The organism is Pseudomonas putida (genome assembly GCF_030159595.1).
Classification (GTDB): domain Bacteria; phylum Pseudomonadota; class Gammaproteobacteria; order Pseudomonadales; family Pseudomonadaceae; genus Aquipseudomonas; species Aquipseudomonas putida_AC.
In genome coordinates this window covers 1-20229 of the sequence record NZ_BSKJ01000010.1, presented here as the reverse complement: position 1 = coordinate 20229, position 20229 = coordinate 1, and the positions used below count along the sequence as shown (strand labels likewise).

The following is a 20229-nucleotide window of genomic DNA, read 5'->3' as shown; positions in this document are numbered from 1 at the left end:
CCAACAGGGCTGACGCTTCAACAATGCATTTTTTCTCAATGGTCAGTGCAGAAAACAACGTTTTTACAAACCCTTTCTCACCCGTAGTCTGTGCGCGTACCCGACCACGGAACGTCGACCATGCTCCAATTGCTGCTGACCACCCTGTTACCGATCATCCTGTTGATTGCCTTGGGCACGTTCCTGCGCCTGCGCGGTTTTCTGGCCGAAAACTTCTGGCCCGGTGCCGAACGCCTGAGCTATTACATACTGCTACCCTCGCTGTTCCTGCACGGCCTGGCCACCGCCAACCTCAATGGTGTACCCGTGCTGGGCATGGTCGGCGTGCTGATGCTCTCAACCCTGGCCGGGGCCCTATTGCTGGTGTTGTACCAGGGCGCCGTGAGCCACGACGGCGCTGACTTCACCTCGGTTTTCCAGGGCGGTATCCGCTTCAACAACTACATTGGCGCCACCCTGGCCGCCGGTATCTACGGCAGTGCTGGCATTGCCCTGGCGGCGGTGGCCAATGCCGCCATCGTGCCCCTGGTCAACCTGCTGTGCGTGCTGGTATTTGCCCGCTTCAGCGCCCGCCACAGCTCGCCGGCCACCGTGCTGCGGGCAATCTTCGCCAACCCGCTGATCGTCGGTTGCGCTGGCGGCCTGCTGCTGCGGGTGACGGGGCTAGGCTTGCCGCCCGGCATCGAACCCACGGTCAAGGCGCTGGGCCAGGCCGCGCTGCCGATGGGCCTGCTGTGTGTTGGCGCGGCACTCGGTGGTGCCAGCCTGGGCCAGCAGGTGCGTCCGCTGATGGCGGCCTCGGTGTTCAAGTTCCTGGTCATGCCGCTGACCACCTGGGGCTTGTGCCGCCTGGTTGGCCTGAGTGGCCAGGCCGCAGTCGTGGCGGTGTTGTTCCAGGCCTTGCCCACCGCCTCGTCGTCCTATGTGATGGCCCGGCAAATGGGCGGCAATGCCCCATTGATGGCCACCATCATTGCCCTGCAGACCGTAGCAGCCGCCGCCACCCTGCCTTTGGTACTAATGCTTACGCTTGGCTAGACTGGGATTCAGCCCCCCTTTCGGAAACTTGCCCATGCGCCTTGCCTGGATAGTCATCGGCTTGACCTCGACCCTGCTGGCAGGCCCCTTGCACGCGGCCGACACGGCCAAGGCCGCAGTGGCTGAAGACAAGGCCGAAGTACTGGAAGAGAAGGTGGTAAACGATGCGCCGCCGCCGAAAAAAACCGAAAAACTGACCCCAAGCGAAACCCAGGCCGTGGACCCGGCCGGCCAGGCACCGCTGGACGACAGCATCACCTGCCTGGCCCGGACCATCTACTGGGAGGCCAAAGGCGCCGATGCCGAAGACATGTCCGCAGTCGCGAGCGTGGTGCTCAACCGGCTGGGTCACGACGGCTTCCCCGATACCATCTGCGGTGTGGTCAAGCAGGGTGTGGAGACCAAAGCCTGCCAGTTTTCCTGGTGGTGCGACGGGCGCCCGGACCAGGTCGAGGAGGCGCAGCGCTATGATGTGGCCAAGGAGATCGCGCGCCAGGCACTCAACCAACAATTGAAAGACCCCACCGGCGGTGCACTGTACTTCCACGACCGCACCGTGCACCCCGACTGGGCCAAGGCCTACCGCAAGACAGCGCAGACCACACATTTCCTGTTCTACAAGCCTAACCAGGCGCTGGCCCGTTGATCCCAAAACCGCTTACAGGTCCAGCTGGATACGAATGATTACCAAGTGGTCGCACTTTTCCGCCGACCAGTGGTCTACTCCCTCTTTTGCCGCCCGCAACGATTGCCGGCGTTTTCATTGCTTTGCACCCGCCAGGGGCCAAACGCCCCGGGCTTGTGTAGGATGAGCAGCGCATACCACGACGCTGCCAGTCATAGGGAGATCCACATGCGCGTCCTGTCATCCGTTGCCGCCTTGTCGCTGGGCCTGGTCGTCTCGACCGGAGCACTGGCTGTCACCGGCGAAGAGGCGCAACTGATCGATTCGATCAATGTCTACCGCAGCCAGGCCCAGCCCTGCGGTGGTGGGGCGTCGCTGGAGCTGCCGCCGCTCAACAGCGACACCCGCCTGGCGCTGTCGCCAGAAGGCACCCGAGACCTGCAGCAGGCCATGACCCGTGCCGCCTACCCCATGGTCAACGTCCAGGCCATCAGCCTTTCAGGCCCACGCGATGCACGCGCAGCCATGCATGCCATCGAAGAAAGCTTCTGCCAGGTGGTGCTCGACCCGCAGTTCGTCGATATCGGCGTCAGCCAGGAAGGCCGCGACTGGCGTATCGTGCTGGCCCGGCCACTGCTCAGCGGTCGCCTGGGTGACTGGCAGGCCGAGGGGCAGAAGGTGCTGCAGGAAATCAACGCCGCGCGCAAGGTGCCGCGCCAATGCGGCGGCCAGCCGTTTGCCGCAGCCCCCGCATTGAGCTGGAGCACGGTACTGGCCGGCGTCGCCGCCAACCACACGCGGGCCATGGCCAACCAGAACTTCTTCGACCACATCGACAAGGAAGGCCGTACCCCCGGTGACCGGGCGGAACTGGCCGGCTACCTGTACCAGCAGATTGGAGAGAACATTGCGGCCGGGCGTGATACTGCGCACAAGGTGGTCGAGGGCTGGCTGGACAGCCCAGGGCATTGCGCCACCCTGATGAACCCGGACTTCCGTGAAATGGGGGCGGCTTATGCGGTGGACCCGAAGAGTGATGCGGGGATCTACTGGACGGGGTTGTTCGGGACACCGCAGTAAAACCGCTGGAATCGGGGCCGCGAAGCGGCCCCAATGGTTTAGCTGACAGGCATCAGGCCTACTGCTTGCCTGTCCGTAACTCAAAGGCCGTACACCCAAACCGCCGTCGTACGCATTTGCCCAGGTAACTGGCATCGCCCAACCCTACTTCATCGGCAATCTGCGCCAGGCTGTGGCTGGAATTGAGCAAGCGCCAACGCGCCTGCTGCAAGCGCATTTCCAGCCACCAGGCCTTGGCGCTCATGCCATGGCTGGCCTGAAACTGCCGGTCCAGCTGGCGTCGGCTAATGCCAAGCTCAGCAGCAAGCTGTTCCACCGCCAACGGCGAGCCCAAGTGATGGCGCATCAACGCTTGTGCCCGCTGCACCTGCCGGCCCTGCCCAGCGCCCACTTCCAGCGAGCGTAGCGCATGGCGGCTGTCGCGGGTTTCGTCCACCAGCATGTCGGCCAGCCCTTTAAGCGCCCGGGTTCGTCCGCAGGCTTGTGACAACAGCGCCACCGCCAGGTCGATGGCCGCAGTGCCACCCGCGCAGGTGATACGGTCTCCGTCAATGCAATACAGCTGCTCGCGCAGCACCTGCAACTGAGGGAACGCTGCGCGGAACTCAGCTTCATGACGCCAGTGCACCACCACCTTGTGCCCCCGCAACAGCCCACACGCGGCCAACAGGAAGGCGCCGTTATCGACCCCCACCAACTTGACCCCGGCTTTGCCGGCCCGCCTCAGCAAGGCTTGGTAGCGCGGTGCCAAGGCGGCAGTAGCCATGGCATTGCGACCGCCGAATACGACCAGGTAGTCAAAACTGTCCAGTTCGACCTGGCCTGCATCAGCCGCGACCTGCACCACCGCGCCACTGCTCGATGGCACCGGGTCGAGGGTGAGTCCAACCACTGTCCAGCTGCAGTAGCGCTGCTGGCTATAGTCCTCGTCGTCGGCGCTGAAGCGCAGCTTGTCGAGGAAGGCGCCGAACGGCAGCAGGGCAAAGTCTGGTAACGGCAAGATCAGCAAGCGGATATCAGGCAGCATGGCGATGCGTCCAGAAAAGACTGTTCAATGTCCAGATACTACCCTTCGCAGAGGCACTTTGCGCCATACACTGACGCCCTTCATACCCACAAGGCATTTACGCAAATGGCACTCGACACCTGGCTCATCTATCTGCTGGCCAGCATCGGTTTATCACTGACCCCAGGCCCAAACAGCCTACTGGCCCTGACCCATGGCGCCCTGTATGGCGCGCGCCGCACGTTGTTCACGATTGTTGGCGGGGTCTTCGGCTTCAGCGCCGTCATCGCCCTGGCGATGTTCGGCCTCAGCGCCTTGCTGCAAACCTCGGCCTCGGTGCTGAGCGTGCTGAAGTGGGTGGGCGGCGCTTACCTGATCTGGTTGGGTATCCAATTGTGGCGCAGCCCGGCGCTGCACCTGGAGTTGACCGCGCGCAGCATGCGGCTTGGCAATGCCGGCCTGTTCCGCCAAGGCCTGTTGTCGGCCATGGCCAACCCCAAGGTGCTGCTCTTCTATGGGGCCTTCCTGCCGCAGTTCATCGACCCCCAACGCGGGCTGATGCTGCAGTTCGTGGTGATGGCGGCGACCTTTGCCAGCGTCGAGTTCCTGGTCGAGTACCTGCTGGCGCGGTTGGCGTTTCGTATTCGGCCTTGGCTGGCCAAGGGGGGTAAAGGTTTCAACCGTTGCTGCGGCAGCCTGTTTGCCTTGATAGGTGTAGCGCTGCCGCTTGGCCGATAACACCGCGTATCAGTTACCCCGGACCTTGAACAAGAACACCAGTAATGCCAGCCCGGGCAAGCCTGCTCCCACCAGCGCCACACCCTGCCAGCCGAACTGGCTGAACACAGCGCTGGCCACTGCAGAACCCAGTGCCCCGCCCAGGAAGATGCTGGTCATGTACACCGCGTTCAACCGCCCGCGGCTGGCCGGGTCCAACGCGTAGACTTCACGCTGGCCGATGACCATGTTCATCTGCACCGCAAAGTCCAGCAGCACACCGGTAAGGCCCAGGCCTATCACGCTGTAACCCGGCGCCGTCAGCCCCAGCAACAGGGCCGCCGGTGCCAGCAGCAACGCCAGCAGCGAGCCGGACCGGGCGTGCCCGGCATCGGCCAGGCGGCCAGCCAAGGGCGCGGCAACGGCCCCGACCGCGCCCACCAGGGCGAACACGGCGATCTGGCTTTGCGACAGACCATGCTCACCCGCCAGCGCCATGGGCACCGCCGTCCAGTAAAGGCTGAACGCTGCGAACATCAGTGCCTGGTACAACGAACGCTGGCGCAGCAGCGGATAGCGTCGCAAGAGGGTGAGCAGCGACAGCATCAACCCTGCATAACTGGCCTTGTGCTCGGGCCGCCGCTGCGGCAGCGTCAGCGCCAGCAGCAGGATGATCGCCAGCATCACCCCGGCGGCACCAATGAACACGGCGCGCCAGCCGAAGTGGTCAGCCACCAGGCTGGACAACGGTCGCGCCAGCAAGATACCCAGCAACAACCCGCCCATGATGTTGCCGACCACCCGGCCACGCTGCTGTTCCGGCGCCAGGTGCGCTGCCAGCGGGATCAGCATCTGCACCGCCACCGAACTGAAACCGATCAGCAGCGCATAGCCTAGAAAAAGCGGGCCTTGGCCACTGCTACTGGTCCCCGCCAACAGCAGGCTGACGCAAGCCAGCACGGCGGTGGCGACCATCAACCGGCGATTTTCCAGCAGGTCGGCCAGCGGCACCAGCAACAGCAGGCCCAAGGCGTAACCCAACTGGGTGAGCGACACGATCAGGCTGGCATGTTCGGTGGACAGCCCAAGGTCCGGCGCGATCAAGCCAACAATGGGCTGGGCATAGTAGATGTTGGCGACGATCGCGCCACAGCAGAACGCCAGCAGCACGACCAAGGCCCGGCTAAGGCCGGTGGCTGCAGGCTGCACGGTGGCAAGGGAGGGGTTCATGCGAGGTTCCTCGGCAAACGGTGGAATATGCCGGCTACCTTACTCAGACGCACCCGCGCAGAGAATCCGGCCCTGGCGCAACGCGGTTTTGCACACGGCGCAATGCCAGGCCTACTGACTCAACAAATCTTCGCAAAAATCGATGAACGCATTCACCCGCCGCGAACCACGGTGATTGGGCAGGTACAGGGCGTTGATGCTGTTGTTGGCCATGCCTGGGCTGACCTGCCAGTCGGGGAACACCCGCTGCAGGCGCCCCGCTAGCACATCCTCGCGCACCAGCCAGTCGGCCAGTAGCGCGATGCCGCTGCCCGCCAACGCGGTTTCGCGCAACATGTCGGCATTGGCGCTGCGCAACGGCCCGGTTACGTCCAGCGCCAGGCTGTCCGGCCCTCGCGCAAGGCGCCAGGGCCGCGCTTTTTGCCCATAGCGAAAGCGCAGGCAGGCGTGCTCCAGCAACTGCCGAGGGTGCTGCAGCGGTTCACGACCGGCCAGATAAACCGGGCTGGCCACCAGCCAACGCTCGAAGCGACCGAGTTGGCGGCACACCAGTTCGTCATTGGGCGAAGGGTCGCCCAGGCGGATAGACACGTCATAACGCCCGTCCAGCAAATCATCCAGCCGGTCGCTGAGGTCGATGTCCAGCTCCAGCGCCGGGTGCCGCGCCAGGAACGGCCCCAGGTGCGGGGCGATGACCCGCCTGCCGAACTCCACCGGCAGGCACAGCCGCAAGACACCGACAGGCTCTTCGCCACGGTCGGCAACCGTGGCATCGGCCTCGTCCAGCGCCTCGAAAATGCCCCGGGCGCGCTCATAGTAACGGGCGCCGGCCTCGGTCAGGCTGACCTGGCGCGTCGAGCGGTTGAGCAACGTGGCGCCCAAGGCCGTTTCCAGGGCGTCGACCAGGCGCGTTACCGACGATGTCGCCAGCCCAAGCCTGCGCGCAGCGGCAGAAAAGCCCTGGGCATCGACGGTGGCCACGAACATCTTCATCGCCAGGAGTTTGTCCATCTGCTGCCCGTCTTCCAAAACTCAGAAACTTCTTACAAACCGCGGGGCGGGTCAAGCAGCGCGCTGCGCGGTGATTGCGTCCATAGTGGAGCCACTCCCCTTCAAGCGAGGCTTCCCATGACACCCAGCAACCTGCTGACTGCCCTGCCACCCTGTGACCCCACCCGTGCCGAATGTGTAGACGAACTACTGAGCCGCCCTGGCTTGCGCGTGGAGCGTATCGTCTCCAGCGGCCAGGCCAGCCCGCCCGGGTTCTGGTACGACCAGGCCGAGGGCGAGTGGATCGTGCTGCTCAGTGGTAGTGCGGCCCTGCGTTTCGAACACGAGCAGCACACGCGTCTTCTGGCACCGGGCGATTGCCTGGACATTCCACCGCACTGCCGTCACCGCGTGGAATGGACTGCCCCCGGTACAGCCACTGTCTGGCTCGCCGTTTTTTACAGCAGCAGCGCACCTTGGCCCGTGTGACCACGGCCAAATTCCAACTCGACCAAAGTATGAATGCATATTTATTAACCAACATGAACATATCGTTTAATGCATTTTTCAGCACATGTTCTAGGCTTTTAGCCACACCTTCGCAAGTTCAGCCCTGCGACAATCAGCCTCACAAAATTATGTACCAACTTGTTAATTAGCAAGCTAAGGGCTTAGACTGCGCGCATTCCACCTGCTGAGATCCCTGGCATGAACGAAACACCGCGCGCCTCTGGCGCCACAAACATCCTCCTGGTCGGCCTGGGCGTGATCATCGCCCTGCTCGGCCTCCTCCTGGCTGCTGGCGGCATCAAGCTGGCCGGCCTGGGCGGATCCTGGTACTTCCTGATCGGCGGCCTGGCCATGGCCATCGCCGGTATTCTCATCGCCCGCCGCAAGAAGGCCGGTGCCTGGCTGTATGCGGCATTCCTGGCCGGCACTGCCATCTGGGCGCTGGTCGATGCCGGCCTGGTGTTCTGGCCGCTGTTCTCGCGCCTGTTCATGTTCGGCGCAATCGGCATGGTGGTGGCGTTGGTCTACCCGCTGCTGGCGCGTGCCAACGGCGCCAGTGCTGGCCGCAGTGCCTACGGTGTTGCCGGCGTCATGGCCGTGGTGCTGGTGATCGCTGCCGGCAACATGTTCGTTGCCCACCCAAGCGTTGCCCCAACCGGCAAAGGCCCAGGTATGACCCCGGTCGAAGCTGGCAAGGAGCAAAAAGACTGGGCCCACTACGGCAATACCGAAGGTGGCAGCCGCTTCGCCGCGCTGGACCAGATCAACCGCGACAACGTCAACAAGCTGAAAGTGGCGTGGACCTACCACACCGGCGACGTGGCCATCAGTGACGGCAACGGTGCCGAAGATCAGCTGACCCCGCTGCAGATCGGCAACAAAGTGTTCATCTGCACCCCGCACAACAACCTGATCGCCCTCGATGCCGACACCGGCAAAGAGCTGTGGAAAAACGAAATCAACGCCCAGTCCAAGGTCTGGCAGCGTTGCCGTGGCATGGCCTACTTCGATTCCACTGCTGCCATCGCCCAGCCAACCCAGCCGAACAGCTCGCCGATCGCCGGCGGTAGCGTACCGGCCGGGGCCAACTGCCAGCGTCGCCTGCTGACCAACACCATCGACGGCCGCCTGATTGCCGTCGACGCCGACAACGGCGAGTTCTGCCAGGGCTTTGGCAACAACGGCCAGGTCAACCTGATGACTGGCCTGGGTAACGTGCCGGACTCCTACTACCAGCTGTCTTCCGCGCCGCTGATGGCCGGTACCACCGTGGTAGTCGGCGGCCGCGTTGCCGACAACGTCCAGACCGACATGCCAGGCGGCGTGATTCGTGGTTTCGACGTGATCACGGGTGAAATGCGCTGGGCCTTCGACCCGGGCAACCCGGAAGATCGCCAGGCCCCGCAGGGCGACAGTACCTATGTGCGCAGCACCCCGAACAGCTGGGCGCCGATGTCCTATGACCCGGCCATGAACACCGTATTCCTGCCGATGGGCTCTTCGTCCACCGACATCTATGGCGTTGAGCGCAGCAAGCTGGACCACACCTACGGCGCGTCGGTACTGGCCCTGGACGCCACCACCGGCAACCAGAAGTGGGTATTCCAGACCGTTCACAACGACCTGTGGGACTTCGACCTGCCGATGCAGCCAAGCCTGATCGACTTCACCAAGGACGACGGCCAGTCGGTACCTGCGGTGGTGATCGGCACCAAGGCCGGGCAGATCTATGTACTCGACCGCGCCACCGGCAAGCCGCTGACCCAGGTCGACGAAGTACCGGTCAAGCCAAGCAACATCCCGAACGAGCCGTACTCTCCAACCCAGCCGAAGTCGGTGGGCATGCCGCAGATCGGCTCGCAAACCCTGACCGAATCGGACATGTGGGGCGCTACTCCGTATGACCAGTTGCTGTGCCGCATCGACTTCAAGAAAATGCGCTACGACGGCCTGTACACCGCGCCGGGCACCGACCTGTCACTGAGCTTCCCGGGTTCGCTGGGTGGCATGAACTGGGGCAGCATCTCTACCGACCCGGTGCATGGTTTCATTTTCGTCAACGACATGCGCCTGGGCCTGTGGATCCAGATGATCCCGTCGCAGAACAAGGGTGGCGCGGCTTCTGGTGGCGAAGCACTGAACACTGGCATGGGCGCTGTACCGCTCAAGGGCACCCCGTATGCCGTGAACAAGAACCGCTTCCTGTCGGTCGCCGGCATTCCGTGCCAGGCACCGCCGTTCGGCACCCTGACCGCCATCGACATGAAGACCCGCCAGGTGGCCTGGCAGGTACCGGTGGGCACTGTCGAGGACACCGGCCCGCTCGGCATCCGTATGCACCTGCCGATCAAGATCGGCCTGCCGACCCTGGGCGGCACCCTGTCGACCCAAGGCGGCCTGGTGTTCATCGCCGGCACCCAGGACTTCTACCTGCGCGCCTACGACAGCAGCAACGGTAACGAAATCTGGAAGGCCCGCCTGCCAGTGGGCAGTCAGGGCGGCCCGATGACCTACGTCTCGCCGAAGACCGGCAAGCAGTATGTGGTGATCACCGCTGGCGGTGCGCGCCAGTCGACTGACCGTGGCGACTATGTGATCTCTTACGCACTGCCGTAAGACCGCGTCGCCTGCTTCGCGGGCAAGCCCGCTCCCACAGGATACTCACTGCCCTTACGAACTGTGCAGTCCTTGTGGGAGCGGGCTTGCCCGCGAATGGCCCTCAAAAATCATCCGAGATTTAGCAATGCCATCCGCAATCCGCATCACCCCCACCCTGCTGCTGGCCCTGGCCAGCACCACCGCCCTGGCCGACGGCGACCTGATGACCCGCAGCACCCTGACCGGTGATTGGGGCGGCCTGCGTCACCAGCTGGAAGACGACGGCGTCAAGTTCACCGGCGACTACAGCGGCGAAACCGCTTACAACGCCCACGGTGGCCTGCACCGCTCGGCGCGTTATTCGCAGAACCTGAAGCTGGGCGTGCAGTTCGACCTGTCGAAACTGTACGGCCTGGACAACGGCGGCAAGGTCCAGCTGACCATCAACGACCGTCGCGGCAACAGCGCCTCGGAAGACCTGGTAGGCAACCGCCTGCCGATCCAGGAGAACTTCGGTGGCCTGTATACCCGCCTGACCGAGCTGAGCTACGAGCGCACCCTGTTCACTCCGGCACTCAACGTCAAGCTGGGCTACATGGCCATGGGCAACGACCTGGGCGGCCTGGACAGCGGTATCCTGTGCAACTTCATGAACGCCGGTTTCTGCGGTCACCCGCTGAACATGTCGGGCGGCAGTGGCTGGACCAACTACCCCAACGCCCACCTGGGCGTGCGGGTGAAGTACGACCTGTCACCTGCCTGGCAGTTGCGCGTGGCGGCGTTCAACGTCGACCCCGAAAGCAACGGCAACTCCAGCCGTGCCTGGCACCTGGGCCCCAAGCACACCACCGGCACCGTGGTACCGGTAGAGCTGGTGTACAAGCTACAGGGTGAACTGCCCGGCGAGTACAAGCTGGGTTACTACTACGACAGCTCCGACGTGAAGCGCATCGGCAGCGATGATGAAGTGTCCGGCCGTGGCGGCCACTACCTGCTGATCGACCAGGCAGTGTGGAACGACCACGCTTCGCCAGGCCGCAGCCTGCATGCCTTCGGCCAGTACTCGGCGTCGAGCAAGGCTGCCTCGCCGTTCACCAAGTGGTATGGCGCCGGCGTGGTGTTGTACAAGCCGTTCGAAGGCCGCCCGAAGGACACCGTGGCACTGGGTTACGGCCGTGCCGTGCCCAACCCGCGTAGCCGCGATGTGCTGGAAGATGCCGCCTTCAATGCTGGCCAGCAGTTCCCCGACATCGACAGTGCCGAGCAGTTGATCGAGCTGAGCTATGGCTACCAGGCCACGCCGTGGCTGAACCTGCGCCCGGATGTGCAATACATCATCGAGCCAGGGGCGTTCTCCGGGAAGGACATCGACAACGCGCTGGTTGTAGGCTTGCAGGTCAAGGCAACCTTCTAATCCGCCGGGGCCGCGCTGCGGCCCATTCGCGGGTAAACCCGCTCCCACAGGCCCCCGCCAATCTCAGGACCTGTGCAGTACCTGTGGGAGCGGGTTTACCCGCGAAGAAGCCAGCATAATTAATCCTGCTTTAAGTAATCCACCAGCCTGAGCAGCATGGCATCACAGCCCTGCAACTGCTCGACACTGACAAACTCATCCGGCTTGTGCCCTTGGTCCATGCTGCCTGGCCCGCACACCACGGTCGGGATACCCGCCTGGTCGAACAACCCGCCTTCGGTACCAAACGCCACGGTACCGAATTCATCAGTACCACTGAGCAACGCCACCAACTGCGCCGCTTCACCGTCGGCAGGCGTCGCCAGCCCCGGATACGCACTCAACGGCTCCAGTCGAATGTCGCTGGCTGCATTGACCTTGCGCATGCGCGGCAACAACTCAGCCTGCGCATAGGTCTGCAACTGGTCAGCCACAGCCTGCGCCTCAAACCCCGGCAAGGCCCGCACTTCGAAATCGAATTCGCACTCCGCTGGCACGATGTTCAGCGCCCTGCCGCCTTTGATTACCCCGGTCTGCACCGTGGAGAACGGCGGATCGAAGCGCTCGTCGTGATGCTCCGGCAAAGCCAGTGCATCACCGATATCACCCAGCTTGCCGATCAGTTTCGCCGCATATTCGATGGCATTCACCCCATACGGCGCATACGCCGAGTGGCAGGCCGCGCCATGTATCTGGCAGCGCATCGCCAGCTTGCCCTTGTGCCCCAGCACCGGCTTGAGTTCGGTGGGTTCGCCAATCAGGCACAGGCGCGGCTTGTACGGGCGCTGCTCAAGCGCAGCCAGCATCGAGCGCACACCCAGGCAGCCGACTTCCTCGTCATAGGAAAACGCCAGGTGCACAGGCATGCGCAACGGCTGGGCGAGGAACGCCGGCACGGCGGCCAGCACCGACGCGATAAAGCCTTTCATGTCAGCCGTGCCGCGACCATACAGACGCCCCTGACGTTCACTCAGGGCAAACGGCTCGACCGTCCAGGCCTGGCCATCCACCGGGACCACATCGGTGTGGCCCGATAGCACCACACCGCCAACATCCTGGGGGCCAATGGTGGCGAACAGGTTGGCCTTGGTGCCCTCCGGGTTGTGGAACAGCTCGCACTCCACCCCCAGCTCGGCCAGGTAATCGCGGATGAAGCCGATCAACTCAAGGTTGGAGTCCCGGCTGACCGTGGCAAAGCCGATCAGCCGGGCCAGCAGCGCGCGGCTGGCAAATTCACTCATCGCCCGGCACCCCATAGCTGGGTGCAGCGGTCGGGTTGAGGGCACGGGTGACGTAATCCTGCATCTGTGGGCGATAGGCCTGCCACAGGCCGTCGAGCACGCCGATCGGGTCGCTGTCGGCCCAGTCCACGCGCAAGTCAACCAACGGCCAGGTCAACTCGCCGGCAATCTTCAGCGCCGCCGAGTGCACCGGCCCAGCTTCACCACCTGCAGCCATTGCCGCGTGCATGGCTGCCAGCAAGCGGTCGGCCAGGTGCCCGCCGGCCTGCTCGAAGGCCGCTACCATGGCTTCGGTCACCTGGGCCGAGGACAACAGGTTACCCGCCGCCGCGCACTGCTCACCGGCCACGGCGTTGTGCGTGCCCAATGCCTCGCGACCGGTAAACAGCGCCACCTGGCCTTGGCTGTCGATCACGGTGACCTGGCGGTACTCGCTCCAGCCATTGGCGCTGAGCACCCGGTCCAGCGCTGCGGCGGGTGGCAACTGGCCCTGTTCCAGGGCATCGAGAATCTGCGGGCCCAGCGCCGGCAAGGTGATGTTCTGGGTGGAAACGGCGCCAACACCGGCACGCACCCAAGGGCAGCGGGCACCTACGGCAATGCTCGACGAACTGATGGCGATGCCGACCTGGCCGGTTTCCTGGCAGCGGCCGATGATGGAGAAGGTCATGGTAATGCTCCTGTTGTCCTGTGCGATGCAGGGCATTCTGGGCGCAACCTTCTGGCCCACGAAACCAACATTTTCCTGTGCCTTGAGCAGGAAAAAACTAAGCCTGCAAATCAGCTTGAGAAACACCATCAAATCGACCTAAAGCCACGCTACAGGCCAGGTAAATCAGGGCCTTCGCCGTTTTATCGGCAAGCACCAGCTAAATACTATTTTCGCCATTTGCGTCGCATCCCTAGTCTGGCCCCAGGCAACGGCGGTCCTCCAAACCGACCTGACAAAAACCGCCTGAACAAGGGCTCGGACATGACACTGAACAACCTCGAAATCGACACCCTCGTCGTCGGCGCCGGCCAGGCCGGCGTGGCCATGAGCGAACACCTCAACAAGCTTGGCGTGCCGCACCTGGTGCTGGAGCGCAACCGCATAGCCGAGGCCTGGCGCACCGGCCGCTGGGACTCGCTGGTCGCCAACGGCCCGGTCTGGCACGACCGCTTCCCCGGCCTGGCATTCAACCTCGACGCCGACGCTTTCGCTGGCAAAGAGCAGGTGGCCGACTACTTCGAGCAGTATGTGCGCAAGTACAACCTGCCAGTGCGCACCGGTATCGAAGTGAAGCGCGTAGTGCGTAACAGCGACCGCCCCGGCTTCACCATCGAGACCAACGAAGGCGTGATTCGCGCCAACCGCGTGGTCGCCGCCACCGGCCCGTTCCAGAAGCCAGTGATTCCGGCCATCGCGCCGAAAGACAGCAACATGCACCAGATCCACTCCGCCGCTTACTACAACCCTGAGCAACTGCCAGAAGGTGCGGTGCTGGTGGTCGGTGCCGGCTCCTCTGGCGTGCAAATCGCCGAAGAACTGATGCGTGCAGGCCGCCAGGTGTACCTGTCGGTCGGTGCCCACGACCGCCCGCCTCGTGCCTACCGTAACCGCGACTTCTGCTGGTGGCTGGGTGTGCTGGGTGAATGGGACGCCGAAATCGCCAAGCCCGGTCGCGAGCATGTGACCATTGCCGTCAGCGGCGCCCGTGGCGGCCACACCGTGGACTTCCGTGCCCTCGCCCATCAAGGCATGACCCTGGTCGGCCTGACTCAGTCGTTCGAAAACGGCGTGGCGCGCTTCCAGGACAACCTGGTGGAGAACATCAACCGCGGCGATGAAAACTACCTGGCCTTGCTGGATGCCGCCGATGCCTACATCGAACGCAACGGCCTGGACCTGCCGGAAGAGCCCGAAGCCCGCACGCGCCTGGCCGACCCGGCCTGCATGAGCAGCCCGCTGCGGGAACTGGACCTGGCCCAGGCCGGTGTCACCAGCATCATCTGGGCCACCGGCTATGGCGTGGACTTCAGCTGGTTGCAAGTGGACACCTTCGACGCCAACGGCAAGCCCCAGCACCAGCGTGGCGTAGCCCGCGAACCGGGCGTGTACTTCCTCGGCCTGCCGTGGCTGTCGCGCCGTGGTTCTTCGTTCATCTGGGGTGTGTGGCACGACGCCAAGCACGTCGCCGGCCATATCGCCACCCAACGCACCTATACCGCCTACCGCGACCGCGACCAGCGCGAGGCGGATGCGCAGCAAGCCAACACCCTCAGCAACGTCAGCACCCTCGGAGCCCACTGATGCCTACCCATACCCGCATCCGCATGTTCAACACCAAGGAAACCTACCCCAACCAGACCCTGGACAATGACCTGTGCCAGGCCGTGCGGGCCGGTAACACCATTTATGTGCGCGGCCAGGTCGGCACCGACTTCGAAGGCAAGCTGGTGGGCCTGGGTAACCCCCAGGCGCAGACCGAGCAGGCGATGAAGAACGTCAAGCAGCTGCTTGAAGAAGCCGGCTCGGACCTTTCGCACATCGTCAAGACCACCACCTACATCACCGACCCGCGCTTCCGCGAGCCGGTGTACAAGGAAGTGGGCAAGTGGCTCAAAGGTGTGTTCCCAATCTCCACCGGGCTGGTGGTGGCCGGGTTGGCCCAAGCCGAGTGGCTGATGGAGATCGACGTGATCGCCGTGGTACCGGATCAGGAATGACCGGCAACCTGTACGGCAGGTGACAATAGTCGCTTGCCGTGCAGCCAGTCGTGGGTTGCCCGCGCCGCCGCTTGCAGCCGCTGTTCTACAGGTATGCCGGCGGACGGCACTTCCACGCTGATGCTCACGTCACCCGACAACGCCGCCAGCAATGGTGCCAGCGGCAGTTGCCCTTGGCCCGGCAGCAAGCGACCCTCGCGTGCTTCCTGGATGATCAGCGCATCCGCCGGCGCCTGTAGGGGTGCATCGCACAACTGCACGGCTCGCAGCAGATGTGGGTTGATTGGCGCGATCTCAGCCACCTGGCCACCTGAGCGGAACAGGTGCAAGGCATCGACCAGCACACCCCCGTTGTCCTGCCCCGCCCCCGTCACCACCGCGCACGCCTGTTGCAAGGTCGCCACCGGCCGCCAGCGCATGAACTCCAGGTCCACACGCAGGCCATAGCCACGCGCCAGCTCGCACAGCGCTGCAAAGTTGCCGGTCAGCCGCGCAACATCCTCATCGTCCCCGGACACTGTCAGGCTTGCCGCCCCCAGTTCGGCACCTGCGGCCAACAGGGCCTGGTAATCAGCAACCTGGGTTCGAGCCGTGAGCGAGACGAACTCGATGTCAGAGACATGCATACCTTCCCCTGCCATCACTGCTCGCAGTTCACGCATGGCTTGGCTACCCGCCGCAACCGGATAGGCCAGTGCATCCGCCATCACCGGGTGCAGGCGTAGCCCCACCGCACTGAAGCCGGCGCGGCGCGCCTCGCGTACCAGCCTCGTCGGCGCCAACTCCAGCGCCGTCAGGTGCGCCACGCCCAGGCCATTCAATAGGTCGCCCTCCCGCCACTGAGGTCGAACACAAAGCCGGTGGTAAAGCTGCATTCGGGCCCGGCGATCCAGCTGACCATGTTGGCGATCTCTTCGGCCTTGAGGAAGCGACCCATGGGGATCTTAGCCTTGCTTGCGGCGATGTGCTCAGCAGTCATCTCGGCCATCAGCGGCGTCTCGACCATGGCCGGTGCCACGCAGTTGAGCAGCACGCCATCCTGTGCCAGCTCCTTGGCCGCCGCCTTGGTGAAGGCAATGACCCCGGCCTTGGCGGCGGAGTAAGCCGAGATGTACTGCACACCATCTTTGCCGGCCATGGAGGCGATATTGACGATGCGCCCGTAGCCGTTTTCACGCATGTGCGGGATGGCGGTGCGGCAGCAATAGAACACACCGTTCAGGTCGATGGCGATAACCTTGTCCCAGGCCTCTGGCGGGTATTCCCACGATGCCACCACCGGGCCATTGATGCCGGCATTGTTGACCAGGATCTGTACTTGCCCAAGGCGCGCCAGCGCCTCGGCGAATGCCGCCTCCACCGAGGCCAGCGACGACACGTCGACCGCCTGGCGCAGCACCGGCTCGAAGCCGTTTTCCACGCTGTCCCAGCCATCGACAGCGAGGTCCCAGATCACCACCTGGGCGCCGGCGCTATGCAGGCGCTGGGCGATCGCCAGGCCGATGCCACGCATGCCACCAGTGACGATTGCAGTCTGGCCTTGCAGGTACTGGCTCATTGTTTTGCTCCATTTTCGACAGAAGGAATTTCCGGCAAGCGACGCAGGTCGCTGACCATGAACAGGTAGCACAGCGCCCCCAGCACGGTGATCGACGACACGAACGCCAGGGCCCAGACGAACGAGCCGGTGAGCGAAACGATAATGCCGATGGTCAAGGGCGTGACGATGCCCGCCGCGTTGGCGAACAGGTTGAACAGGCCGCCACTTAGGCCCAGCAGCCCTTTGGGGGCGATGTCTGACACGATCATCCAGGCCAGCGCCGACATGCCCTGGGCGAAATAGGCGATGCACAGGATGGTGATGACCAGCGCGTCAGACTCGACGTAGTTGGCCAGCACGATCACCGAGGCAGTGAGCAGCCCGGCGATCACCGGCAGCTTGCGGGCCACGTTCAGCGAGTAGCCACGGCGCAGCAAGGCGTCTGACAACCAGCCCCCCACCAGCGTACCCAGCGAGGCGGCAATGAACGGCAGCACCGCGACCCAGCCGACCTTCAGCCAGGGCATGTGCCGCTCGGTCACCAGGTAGGTGGGGAACCAGGTGAGGAAAAACACGTTGGTGGAGTTGCAGGCGAACTGGCCCAGGCAGATGCCCAGCATGTTGCGATGCTTGAGCAGCGCCGGGATCTGCGACCAGCGGAACACCGTGGCTTTCTGCCCGCCATCGACCACCCCGCCACCCGCTGCGATGTAGTCCAGTTCGGCTTGGTTGGCCGTGGTGGACTGGTGCGGCTCATGGTATTTGCGCCACCAGACCAAGCCATAGAGGATGCCCATCAGGCCCACGGCCATCAGCAAAAAGCGCCAACCATAGGCGTGCAGTACCCAGAACAGCAGCGGCGTCAGGAACGCCAGGCCGGTGTACTCGGCAAAGGTGTAGATACCGGTTGCCCTGGCCCGCTCACTCTGCGGGAACCAGGTGGCCACTACCCGGCTGTTGGTGGGGAAACACGGTGCCTCGGTCACCCCCACCAGAAAGCGCATGCCCAGCAGCGACAGGAAGCCCTGGGCCAGCCCTTGCAGACCGGTGAACAGCGACCACAGGGTCAGTGCCAGCCAGTAGGTGAGCTTGGTGCCCAGCCGGTCGATGAGAATGCCACCCGGGATCTGCGCAGCGGCGTAGGTCCACGAAAAAGCAGAAAAGATCACCCCCATCATCGCCGCGTTCAGGCCCAGGTCGGCACTGATGCTGGGCGCTGCGATGCCCATCACGCTGCGGTCGAGGTAGTTGATCATGGTGCCGCCAGAAATCAGCGCCAGAATCATGAAACGGGTACGGGTTCGTTGCTGCGCGCGCGCCGGGGTGTCGAACACCCCGAGGCTGGCGTTCTGTTCAGTGTTCATGACGGTTGCTCTCTTGTTATTGGAATGGCAAAACCAGGTTCTAGGCGAACCCGAACAGACGTCGTGGGGTGTCCCACATCACTGCCTGGCGCAGCCGGGCATCCGGCATCAGGCGCTCGGCCAGTTTCAGCAACGGGCCGTAGTCCACCCGCGAGCGCTGACGAATGAACGGCCAATCCGAACCCCACACACAGGCATCCGCACCGAAGGCTTCGAGCAGGGCGTGCACATAGGCACGGCTTTGCTCCAGCAATGCATCGGCTGCCGCGAACTTCTGCATGCCTGACAGCTTGACGCTGGCGCGGCCACTGTCAGCCAGCCGCAACAGCGCCTGGAAGCCTGGTTGCTGCACGCCAGCCGCCACGTCCGGCCGGCCGCAATGGTCGATCAGCAAGCGTGTACGCGACCCCTGAAGCAGGCTGCGCAGTTCAAGCAGTTGGTCTTCGCACACCTGCACCTGGGCGAACAGGCCGAGCTCGGCCAGCTTGCCGAACAGGCCATCAACGTCCTTGAGGCTGGCCACCCCGTACAACGCGGGGTTGAAGGCGATGCCGACCACCCCCTGCGCCTGCAGCGCAGCCAGCGCATCGAGGTGGATACCCGTCTCGACCACCGCCACGCCCTTGAACCGGCCCTGCCCGGTGGCCAGGGCATGCAGCAGGCAGCGGTTGTCGGTGTGGTAGCCGCTGTTGGGGCCCACCAGCAAGGCATGTTGCACACCGTAGGTGTCCATCACCCGGGTGAACTGTTCCTGGGTGGCGACTTCCTGGCCGGAGGGCGCATAGGGTGCGTCGGGGTGGTAAGGGAAACGGGCGGGGTCAAACAAATGGTTATGGCAATCGATCTTAGGTTCGTCAAAGATGTTCACGCAGCACTCCCGGCAGCGCCACTGCGCTTGCCTTCAGATCTTGTTATTGTGCGCCGCAAGGGCAATTTGGCTGGGTTCAAGATACTGCGTGGCCGGGTTTGACGCTCATACCCAGATGGCAAAAACCATAACCGAAGGTAATAGATATGCTGCTTGGCAACGAAGGCGCAGACGCAAGCCCCATGGTGTTCAAGCTGCGGCACATGGAAGTGTTCCGTGCCGTGATGCTGACCGGCTCGATCAGCGCGGCGGCCAAGCTGCTGTATGTGTCGCAGCCAGCTGTCAGCAAGCTGATCCAGTACATCGAAGGGCGTTTGAGCTACCGCCTGTTCGAGCGCATCAACAACCGCCTGGTGCCCACGGCTGAGGCACAGGTGCTGTTCCGCGAAGTCGAGCGGGTGTACCAGGCAGCGCTGGAGGTCAACGAATGCGCCCTGTCACTGGGCGCAGGCGGCCACCGCAAGCTGCGCATCTCGTGCAGCGCGTCGTTGTCGACGGTGGTCATCCCGATTGCCCTGGCCCAGCTCAAGCGTGAAGCGCCTTCGCTGAACATCGAGTGGCAAACCTCGCTGATGGGCGAGATGCCCAACCAGATCCTGTCGAAAAAGGTCGACCTGTCGATTGCCGCCCTGCCCGTGGTACACGATCACCTGCATTCACAGCCCTTCATGCGCGGGCGCATGGTGGTGGTGATGCCACCCGACCACGCGTTGGCCGGGCATACCTCGCTGACCTTGCAACAACTGGAAGGCCATCCGCTGCTGCTGTTCAGGCCCGACATGCCGTTTGGCAAACTGCTGGCCGAGCACATCGAGCGGCACGGCGCACAGTTGCCGTCACTGTTGTCGTTCACCAATGCCAACGAGGCGGTGGCGCTGGTCAAGCAAGGCATGGGCATCAGCGTGATCGACGAGTTCGTGGCGCAAGACAGCGGCCTGGCGGTGGTGCCGCTGGCGGACGAGATTCACTTCGACATCAGCTTTGTCTATTCGCGCTTCGAACCGCCGTCGCATGCGGCGATGCATTTGATGCGGGTGTTGCAGGGGCAGGCGCAGAAGCTGGGGCGGGCGATTGCGCCGAACTGACACAAGTGTTGGGGCTAACACGCCCCTGTGGGAGCGGGCTTGCCCGCGAACACCGGCGGAGCCGGTGCCATCCACCGAGTTGCCTGCTTCGCGGGCAAGCCCGCTTGTATGGTTAGACTTGAAGGGGTGGTGGGACTAAATGCCCGATTCTGACTGTTCACAGCAGTACAGACCG

General features: G+C 63.8%; 19 protein-coding genes. 10 read left to right on the top strand and 9 right to left on the bottom strand.

Going from position 1 to position 20229, the window contains the following annotated elements; all coding sequences use genetic code 11:
* Positions 1-120: 120 nt before the first annotated feature.
* From QQL85_RS20830 to QQL85_RS20820, 3 genes are all read left to right on the top strand, one after another.
* Positions 121-1038 carry an AEC family transporter gene (locus QQL85_RS20830; protein ID WP_284356195.1) on the top strand — a complete coding sequence of 306 codons (918 nt, stop codon included), beginning with the start codon at positions 121-123 and terminating at the stop codon, positions 1036-1038.
* 34 nt (positions 1039-1072) lie between these two features.
* Complete coding sequence (locus QQL85_RS20825) at positions 1073-1684, top strand: cell wall hydrolase (protein ID WP_284356196.1); 612 nt, start codon at positions 1073-1075, stop codon at positions 1682-1684.
* A 207-nt stretch (positions 1685-1891) separates the two neighbouring features.
* A complete protein-coding gene (locus tag QQL85_RS20820) occupies positions 1892-2743 on the top strand; it encodes a CAP domain-containing protein (protein WP_284356197.1) in 852 nt (283 codons plus the stop codon).
* A 58-nt stretch (positions 2744-2801) separates the two neighbouring features.
* Here the strand turns inward: QQL85_RS20820 and QQL85_RS20815 are convergent, their stop codons facing one another.
* Complete coding sequence (locus QQL85_RS20815) at positions 2802-3770, bottom strand: GlxA family transcriptional regulator (RefSeq protein WP_284356198.1); 969 nt, start codon at positions 3768-3770, stop codon at positions 2802-2804.
* A gap of 105 nt (positions 3771-3875) precedes the next feature.
* Here QQL85_RS20815 and QQL85_RS20810 point away from each other — a divergent pair, with 105 nt between their 5' ends.
* A complete protein-coding gene (locus QQL85_RS20810) occupies positions 3876-4487 on the top strand; it encodes a LysE family translocator (protein ID WP_284356199.1) in 612 nt (203 codons plus the stop codon).
* 9 nt (positions 4488-4496) lie between these two features.
* Here the strand turns inward: QQL85_RS20810 and QQL85_RS20805 are convergent, their stop codons facing one another.
* Complete coding sequence (locus QQL85_RS20805) at positions 4497-5696, bottom strand: MFS transporter (protein WP_284356200.1); 1200 nt, start codon at positions 5694-5696, stop codon at positions 4497-4499.
* Between the two features lie 111 nt (positions 5697-5807).
* Positions 5808-6707 (bottom strand): LysR family transcriptional regulator, encoded by a 900-nt coding sequence (locus tag QQL85_RS20800; protein ID WP_284356201.1) that lies wholly within the window; start codon positions 6705-6707, stop codon positions 5808-5810.
* 117 nt (positions 6708-6824) lie between these two features.
* Between QQL85_RS20800 and QQL85_RS20795 the strand changes: the two genes are divergently transcribed.
* The 3 genes from QQL85_RS20795 (at position 6825) to QQL85_RS20785 (ending at position 11208) form a co-directional block, all read left to right on the top strand.
* Entirely contained in the window at positions 6825-7175 is a 351-nt protein-coding gene (locus tag QQL85_RS20795; protein WP_284356202.1) for a cupin domain-containing protein, read from the top strand.
* 219 nt (positions 7176-7394) lie between these two features.
* Positions 7395-9812, top strand: coding sequence for a glucose/quinate/shikimate family membrane-bound PQQ-dependent dehydrogenase (locus QQL85_RS20790; protein WP_284356203.1), 2418 nt, complete (start codon positions 7395-7397; stop codon positions 9810-9812).
* 127 nt (positions 9813-9939) lie between these two features.
* Positions 9940-11208, top strand: a complete 1269-nt coding sequence (locus tag QQL85_RS20785) for a carbohydrate porin (RefSeq protein ID WP_284356204.1) — start codon at positions 9940-9942, stop codon at positions 11206-11208.
* A gap of 119 nt (positions 11209-11327) precedes the next feature.
* Here the strand turns inward: QQL85_RS20785 and argE are convergent, their stop codons facing one another.
* Together argE and QQL85_RS20775 are read right to left on the bottom strand one after the other, a co-directional pair.
* Positions 11328-12488, bottom strand: a complete 1161-nt coding sequence (gene argE, locus QQL85_RS20780; protein WP_284356205.1) for an acetylornithine deacetylase — start codon at positions 12486-12488, stop codon at positions 11328-11330.
* Entirely contained in the window at positions 12481-13158 is a 678-nt protein-coding gene (locus tag QQL85_RS20775; protein WP_284356206.1) for a DUF1028 domain-containing protein, read from the bottom strand. Before QQL85_RS20775 ends, argE begins: the two co-directional genes overlap by 8 nt.
* Positions 13159-13461: 303 nt before the next feature.
* Here QQL85_RS20775 and QQL85_RS20770 point away from each other — a divergent pair, with 303 nt between their 5' ends.
* Both QQL85_RS20770 and QQL85_RS20765 read left to right on the top strand, forming a co-directional pair.
* Positions 13462-14781, top strand: a complete 1320-nt coding sequence (locus QQL85_RS20770; protein ID WP_284356207.1) for a flavin-containing monooxygenase — start codon at positions 13462-13464, stop codon at positions 14779-14781.
* A complete protein-coding gene (locus QQL85_RS20765) occupies positions 14781-15197 on the top strand; it encodes a RidA family protein (protein ID WP_012271993.1) in 417 nt (138 codons plus the stop codon). The genes QQL85_RS20770 and QQL85_RS20765 overlap by 1 nt, the downstream gene beginning before the upstream one ends.
* Here the strand turns inward: QQL85_RS20765 and QQL85_RS20760 are convergent.
* Genes QQL85_RS20760 through QQL85_RS20745 form a run of 4 tightly spaced genes read right to left on the bottom strand, consistent with a single transcriptional unit; the run spans position 15188 to position 18969 of the window.
* Positions 15188-16018, bottom strand: a complete 831-nt coding sequence (locus tag QQL85_RS20760; RefSeq protein WP_284356208.1) for a sugar phosphate isomerase/epimerase family protein — start codon at positions 16016-16018, stop codon at positions 15188-15190. The two genes, QQL85_RS20765 and QQL85_RS20760, sit on opposite strands and share 10 nt — an antisense overlap.
* The gene (locus tag QQL85_RS20755; protein ID WP_284356209.1) at positions 16015-16755 is read right to left on the bottom strand and encodes an SDR family NAD(P)-dependent oxidoreductase; all 741 of its coding nucleotides are present in this window, start codon (positions 16753-16755) and stop codon (positions 16015-16017) included. The genes QQL85_RS20760 and QQL85_RS20755 overlap by 4 nt, the downstream gene beginning before the upstream one ends.
* Positions 16752-18101 (bottom strand): MFS transporter, encoded by a 1350-nt coding sequence (locus QQL85_RS20750; protein ID WP_284356210.1) that lies wholly within the window; start codon positions 18099-18101, stop codon positions 16752-16754. Before QQL85_RS20750 ends, QQL85_RS20755 begins: the two co-directional genes overlap by 4 nt.
* Positions 18102-18141: 40 nt before the next feature.
* Positions 18142-18969, bottom strand: coding sequence for an amidohydrolase family protein (locus QQL85_RS20745; RefSeq protein ID WP_284356211.1), 828 nt, complete (start codon positions 18967-18969; stop codon positions 18142-18144).
* A 146-nt stretch (positions 18970-19115) separates the two neighbouring features.
* On the opposite strand from QQL85_RS20745, the gene QQL85_RS20740 reads away from it, so the two are divergent.
* Positions 19116-20054 (top strand): LysR family transcriptional regulator, encoded by a 939-nt coding sequence (locus QQL85_RS20740; protein ID WP_284356212.1) that lies wholly within the window; start codon positions 19116-19118, stop codon positions 20052-20054.
* Positions 20055-20229 lie beyond the last annotated feature (175 nt).